General features: G+C 66.8%; 7 protein-coding genes. 2 read left to right on the forward strand and 5 right to left on the reverse strand.

What is annotated here, in order from left to right; all coding sequences use genetic code 11:
* Positions 1–343: EAL domain-containing protein (locus AB3X43_RS15100; protein ID WP_369430688.1), on the forward strand; the 343-nt coding region annotated here is incomplete at its 5' end.
* A gap of 67 nt (positions 344–410) precedes the next feature.
* Positions 411–1,193: a potassium channel family protein gene (locus AB3X43_RS15105; protein WP_369430689.1), complete on the forward strand. Its 783-nt coding sequence runs from the start codon at positions 411–413 to the stop codon at positions 1,191–1,193.
* Here AB3X43_RS15105 and AB3X43_RS15110 read toward each other — a convergent pair.
* From AB3X43_RS15110 to AB3X43_RS15130, 5 genes are all read right to left on the reverse strand, one after another.
* Positions 1,181–1,954, reverse strand: coding sequence for a type III pantothenate kinase (locus AB3X43_RS15110; protein ID WP_369430690.1), 774 nt, complete (start codon positions 1,952–1,954; stop codon positions 1,181–1,183). The genes AB3X43_RS15105 and AB3X43_RS15110 overlap by 13 nt on opposite strands.
* Before the next feature lie 48 nt (positions 1,955–2,002).
* Positions 2,003–2,563, reverse strand: a complete 561-nt coding sequence (locus AB3X43_RS15115; protein WP_369430691.1) for a hypothetical protein — start codon at positions 2,561–2,563, stop codon at positions 2,003–2,005.
* Between the two features lie 143 nt (positions 2,564–2,706).
* On the reverse strand, positions 2,707–3,486 hold the full coding sequence (locus AB3X43_RS15120) for an ABC transporter ATP-binding protein (RefSeq protein ID WP_473965135.1): 780 nt from the start codon (positions 3,484–3,486) through the stop codon (positions 2,707–2,709).
* 100 nt (positions 3,487–3,586) lie between these two features.
* Entirely contained in the window at positions 3,587–4,501 is a 915-nt protein-coding gene (ntrB, locus tag AB3X43_RS15125; protein ID WP_369430693.1) for a nitrate ABC transporter permease, read from the reverse strand.
* Between the two features lie 51 nt (positions 4,502–4,552).
* Positions 4,553–5,806, reverse strand: a complete 1,254-nt coding sequence (locus tag AB3X43_RS15130; RefSeq protein ID WP_369430694.1) for a CmpA/NrtA family ABC transporter substrate-binding protein — start codon at positions 5,804–5,806, stop codon at positions 4,553–4,555.
* Positions 5,807–6,130: the final 324 nt, after the last annotated feature.

Consider the following 6,130-nt stretch of genomic DNA (forward strand, 5'->3'; position numbering starts at 1 on the left):
GCAGCTGCGGACGCTGGGCGTGAAGCTCTCGGTGGACGACTTCGGCACCGGCTACTCCTCGCTCAGCCACCTGAAGGAGCTGCCGATCGACACCATGAAGATCGACCGTTCCTTCGTGCAGGAGCTGCCGCACCAGCGCGAATCCGCCGCCATCGCGAGTGCCATCGTCCAGCTCGCCCGCGGCCTCGGCCTGAGCGTCGTCGCCGAGGGGGTGGAGACCGAGGCCCAGCGCGACTTCCTGGTCAACCTGGGCTGCGATCAGCTGCAAGGGCTGATCATCAGTGCCCCCTTGCCCATCTGCCGACTGCAGACCTGGCTGCACCACCACCGCCCGACCGCCTGAGGCCACCGCGAACGCTGCCCGCTGCGGCGTCAATTCGGCGCCAGTGCAGCTCTGCTAATCTGGTCGCATGCCTGCCCAACGCATCCGATCCGCCCTGCGTGCCCACTCGGGCACCTTGCCGCTGCGCGTGCTGCGGGACCCGGACCGCTGGCTCATCCTGGGCACGCTGATCGCCACGATCCCGGCGTTCTACCTGGAGATGCTCACTGGCGAGCGTTCGCTGCTGGCCACTGCGGCCTATGTCCTCGCGGCGCTGGCGATGGCGTTGCGGATCGCCCGGCGGCGGGTACTCATGGCGAGCCGGCTGCGCCGCTGGCTGGTGTGGACACTGATCGCCGGGCTGCTGCTGGCGGCGGTGTTGCCGCCAAGCTCGGCCTCGTCGCTCGCGCTGACGCTGCGCCTGCTGACGGCACTGCTGACGCTGCTGCACATGATGTGGCTGCTGCAGCACCTGCTGGCGCGTGACAGCCTGCCGGCGCTGCTGGGCGCGGCCGTGCTGGTGCTGCTGCTGTGCGGTGCGGGTTTCTGGTGGATCGAGCCCCGCACGCCGACGCTGCAGGACGGCCTGTGGCTGGCCTTCACCACCGCGGCCACCGTCGGCTACGGCGACGTGGTGCCGAGCACGCCGGCGTCCAAGGTCTTCGCGGTGTTCGTGGTGCTGCTGGGCTTCGGCATCCTGTCGCTGGTCACGGCGTCGATCGCGGCCATGTGGGTCGAATCATCGGAGCGGCGCATGGAGCACGACATCCTGCGCGACCTGCATGCCGAGATCGGCCAGTTGCGCGCCGAGCTGCGCGCCACGCACGACGCGCTGAAGTCGCTGCAGCGCCAGCAGGATCAGCCGCCCTGACCTGGCCCGGCCGCGGCGAGCTGCAGCAGGCCCTCGAAGACCAGCGTATCGGTCAGCTCGAACGGCAGATCGGTCTCCGGCGCCAGCTTGACCGCCGCACCACCGCTCATCAGCAGCACCGGCCGCTGTCCGCAGCGCTGCACAAGGTGGCGGTGCATGCGCTCGATGGCACCTGCAATGCCGTACGTGCCACCGCTCATCAGCGCATCGCTGGTGTTGGTCGGGAAGGTGCAGACCTCGCCGGTCGGCACCTTCAGGCCGGCCGTCCCGGATTCCATCGCCTTGAGCATCAGCCCGAAGCCCGGCAGGATCAGCCCACCGAGGAAGCTGCCATCGGCGTCGATCGCATCCACCGTCACCGCCGTGCCGACCATCACCACCAGTGCAGGCCGCGGCGGACCGGAGGCCAGCACCCGCGCCCGGGCGCCGATCATCGCCACCCAGCGGTCCGAACCGAGCCGGGTGGGATGGTCATAGCCGTTGGTGACGCCGCAGGCCGCCGGCTGGGACACCACCCAGCGTGGCTCCAGGTCCCACAGTTCCAGCTGCTCTTCGGCACGCCGGCGCACGGCCAGACCCGCCACCGCGCAGCCCAGCATGTGCGTGGGTGCGGGCAAATGCGCCCACTCGTCGTCGGCCAGGCGGTCGATGGTTTCAAGGAATGACGCGCCATGCGCCAGCAGTTCGGCCCCGGGCCGGGGCGCTGCGTAGAGCCCCCACTTGAGACGGGTATTGCCGATGTCGATGACAAGGAAACTCATGCAGGCACGACCGCTACGACGCTACGGATGGGAGACAACCGGCGAACCTCAGCGGACCGCCAGCAGGGATTCGACGCGCTGCATCAGCTGCCGCGCCTCGACCAGCGGCCGCGAGCGACTCAGACGAGCCTGGACTTCGGGCAGCAGGGCCCGCAATTCTGCGCGAGACCGCACACGCCGCACCCTGATCATCGTCACCATCCCGGTCACGGGCGCACTGGCACGCAGGACCTGCAACACCGCGACCCGCGCCTGCGCCAGGGTGGCATCCTGTGCGTCGAGTTGCGCCAGCTCCGTGTTGCCCATCGGACCACCCAAGCCGATCGTGTCACTCACCGCGCCGGGTTGGGCAGGGGCATCGTCAGATCCGAAGGCGGCGAACTCGCTGATCGCCTGGGCCACCGGCGGTCCGATGACGATCAGACCAAGCGCAAAGAGTTCGTCGATGTAGCTGCGGGGCACGCCCACCTGGCGCCCGAGCCGCACCACTTCCTGCAGTGAACGTTCCCCGTCCACCAGGAGCAGCAGCACGCGGTGTCGCTTGGACAGCCGGCAGTCCTGCGACGCCAGTTCGGCATGGCCGGCAGCCGTCTTGCACGGAATCCCCAAGGTCGTTCCTCGCAATCGCGGTGAAGGGCATCAACGGAATCGCTGGTTCACCACGTGGGAATTGTGACTGTAAATCTTCACCTTGCGCTGCTCAGTTGCAACACGGCCGGTTCAATTCGGTGCAACCGGATTCGACGGGCCTCTCAGGCCGCATCCTTCTCCACGTGTGCCTGCTTGTGGTACAGGAACTCCAGCACCGCTTCACGGGCGTGCAGGTAGTCGGCGTTGTGCGCCATCTCCAGCCGCGGGCGGAACTGTTCACGCACCGGAGGCAGCGGCACCTGGTGCACCTCGCCGATCGTCGCCGCCGGGCCGTTGGTCAGCATCACGATGCGGTCGGACAGCAGCACGGCCTCGTCCACGTCGTGCGTCACCATCATCACGGTCGAGCCGGTGGTGGCGACGATCTTCATCAACTCGTCCTGCAGCTTGGCGCGGGTCAGCGCATCGAGCGCGCCGAAGGGCTCGTCCATCAGCAGCATCTTCGGCTCCATCGCCAGCGCCCGGGCGATGCCCACGCGCTGCTTCATGCCGCCGGAGATCTCGCCGGGCCGCTTGTCCTTGGCGTGGGTCAGACCGACGAGGTCGAGGGCGGCCAGCGCGCGGTCACGCAGTTGCGCCTTCGACTCGGTCGCACCGAACACGCGGTCCACCGCCAGGCCGACGTTTTCCTGGCAGGTCATCCACGGCAGCAGCGAGTGGTTCTGGAACACCACCGCGCGCTCCGGGCCAGGCCCCTTCAGCTCTCGACCGTCCAGCAGCAGCACGCCAGAGGTCGGTGTCGTCAGACCCGCCACCAGGTTCAGCAGCGTCGACTTGCCGCAGCCCGAGTGGCCGATCATCGTGATGAACTCGCCGCGCGCCACGTCCAGGTTCACGTCGCGCAGCGCGACGAAGGTGCCCTTCTTGGTCGGGAAGGACATCCCGACGTTCTCGATGCGCAGGAAGCGCTGGCTGCGCTCGTCCAGGGAGTGGGGGCTGCTCATGGTGCGGATCCTCTCGAAAGCTCAGGGATTCAGAAACTCAGGAATAGTCGAAGCGGCGGGCGATGGCCACCAGCAGTGCTTCGAGCATCACGCCCACGGCACCGATGACGAAGATCGCGATCAGGATGTGGGCGACGTTGAGGTTGTTCCACTCGTCCCACAGCCAGAAACCGATGCCTTGCCCGCCGGTCAGCATCTCGGCCGCCACGATCACCAGCCACGCCGTGCCCACCGCCAGCCGCACGCCGGTCAGCATGTAGGGCAGCACCGCAGGGAACAGGATCTTGCGCATCACCGTCAGCTCCGACAGGTTCAGCACACGGGCGACGTTGAGGTAGTCCTGCGGCACCTGCCGCACCCCCACCGCCGTGTTGATCACCATCGGCCAGATCGAGCAGATGAAGATGGTCCAGATCGCCGCCGGGTTGGCCGCCTTGAACACCATCAGGCCGATCGGCAGCCAGGCCAGCGGCGACACCGGCCGCAGCAGGCTGATGATCGGGTCGAGCATCTGGTTCAGGAAGTTGAAGCGACCGATCATGAAGCCCAGCGGGATGCCCACCAGCGCTGCCAGACCGAAGCCCATGCCCACGCGCTTGAGCGAGGACAGCACATTCCAGCCGATGCCCTGGTCGTTCGGGCCGTTGACGTAGAACGGATCGGAGAACAGCTTGACCGCAGCGTGCCAGACCGGGATCGGGCCGGGCAGCTGCTTGTCGCCGCTGTGGGCGACCGCCTGCCAGACCAGCAGCAGCACCAGGAAGCCGAGCAACGGCGCAGCGAAGCGCGCCATCGTCTTCAAGCGCTGGGCCCGCGCCATGGCCGCCACCTGGGCCTTGAGCCGGGCCTGGGCGGCCTCATCCACCACGGGAACCGCAGTGGCGTGGACCGTGGGACGAGCCGTGTCGTCGGGAGTGACGCTGGACGGCAGGGGCAAGGTCATGGCGTTCATCGAAACCTCCTGAAGTGGGTGGGGCATGGCGGCAAGCCTTCAGGCGTCCGCTCAGGCCGCCTTGATCTTGAAAGACGCGGCGTACTTGGCCGGGTTCGTGCCGTCCCACACCACGCCGTCACTCAGCTTGCTGCTGCGCAGGTCGCTCTTGGGCACGCTGATCTTGAGTTGCGCCGCAGCCTCCTTGTAGAGCGCCGTCTGGTTGATCGCCTTGGCCACGCCGAGGTAGTCCGGATCACCCTTGAGCAGGCCCCAGCGCTTGTGCTGCGTCAGGAACCACATGCCGTCCGACAGGTAGGGGTAGTTCACTGCGCCGTCGTTGAAGAACTTCATGTGGTTCGGATCGTCCCAGGTCTTGCCCATGCCGTTCTGGTAGCGGCCCAGGATGCGCTGGTTGATCGCGTCCACCGAGGTGTTGACATACGACTTCTCGGCGATCGTCTCCGCCATCTTCATCTTGTTCTGCAGGCCGGTGTCGATCCAGCGGCTGGCTTCGAGCACCGCCATGACCATGGCGCGCGCCGTGTTCGGGTTCTTCTGGACGAACTCGGCGGTGCAGCCGAGCACCTTCTCGGGGTGGTCCTTCCAGATGTCCTGGGTGGTCGCCGCGGTCACGCCGATGCCGTCGATGATGGCGCGGTGGTTCCACGGCTCGCCGACGCAGTAGCCGTCCATGTTGCCCACGCGCATGTTGGCCACCATCTGTGGTGGCGGCACGGTGATGACCTTGGCGTCGGTCATCGGGTTGATGCCGTTGGAGGCCAGCCAGTAATACAGCCACATCGCGTGCGTGCCGGTCGGGAAGGTCTGCGCGAAGGTGTACTCGCGCGGCTCGGCCTTCATGACCTTGGCCAGACCGGCGCCATCGACAGCGCCCTTGTCAGCCAGCTTCTTGGACAGCGTGATCGCCTGGCCGTTGTGGTTGATCGTCATCAGCACCGCCATGTCCTTCTTCGGACCGTTGGTGCCGAGATGCACGCCATAGACCAGGCCATAGAGCACGTGCGCCGCATCCAGCTCGCCGTTGACCAGCTTGTCGCGCACGGCGGCCCAGGACGATTCCTTGGACGCGATGATCTTGATGCCGTACTTCTCGTCGAATTTCAGGACCGAGGCCATCACGACGGAGGCGCAGTCGGTCAGCGGGATGAAGCCGATGCGGACTTCCTTCTTCTCGGGTGCATCCGAGCCGGCGGCCCAGGCACCACCGGGCAAGGCGACCGCGCTGCCTGCGGCCGTCACGGCGGCGGCACGCTGGATGAACTCGCGTCGAGACGGGTTGACAGGAAACAGGGGCGTCGTCATGTGCAGAATCTCCGTGGCAAAAAAAGACGGCGTCACGATCGTTGTCCGACCCCTGGCTTGCGCCGGGGAGCCGGGACGATCGGACGCCGTTGTCCAAAATGTCCCACCTAGTGAAGCCCTGTCGCCAGGGCCTCCACCACATCAATGCAGGGACCGTGCCAGCCCGCTGGTGCCCAGTGCAACCCCTGTTTTTTGTGCGTCGCACCATCTTCAGGCCCCAAGCGCGTGCAGCGCACAGGAATGAGGCAAGAACCGAGGGTTCCCCCCAAATGACGTTTACGTAAACGTCAATACAAAATCGCGCACATCCGAACGGAGCCACCC

Origin of the sequence: Sphaerotilus sp. (genome assembly GCF_041083715.1) — a bacterium.
GTDB lineage: Bacteria > Pseudomonadota > Gammaproteobacteria > Burkholderiales > Burkholderiaceae_C > Sphaerotilus.

Coding starts and splice junctions, on each gene's coding strand:
- AB3X43_RS15105 (WP_369430689.1), top strand. CDS start 411: ATGCCTGCCCAACGCATCCGATCCGCCCTGCGTGCCCACTCGGGCACC.
- AB3X43_RS15110 (WP_369430690.1), bottom strand. CDS start 1,954: ATGAGTTTCCTTGTCATCGACATCGGCAATACCCGTCTCAAGTGGGGG.
- AB3X43_RS15120 (WP_473965135.1), bottom strand. CDS start 3,486: ATGTCCTTCCCGACCAAGAAGGGCACCTTCGTCGCGCTGCGCGACGTG.
- ntrB (WP_369430693.1), bottom strand. CDS start 4,501: ATGAACGCCATGACCTTGCCCCTGCCGTCCAGCGTCACTCCCGACGAC.
- AB3X43_RS15130 (WP_369430694.1), bottom strand. CDS start 5,806: ATGACGACGCCCCTGTTTCCTGTCAACCCGTCTCGACGCGAGTTCATC.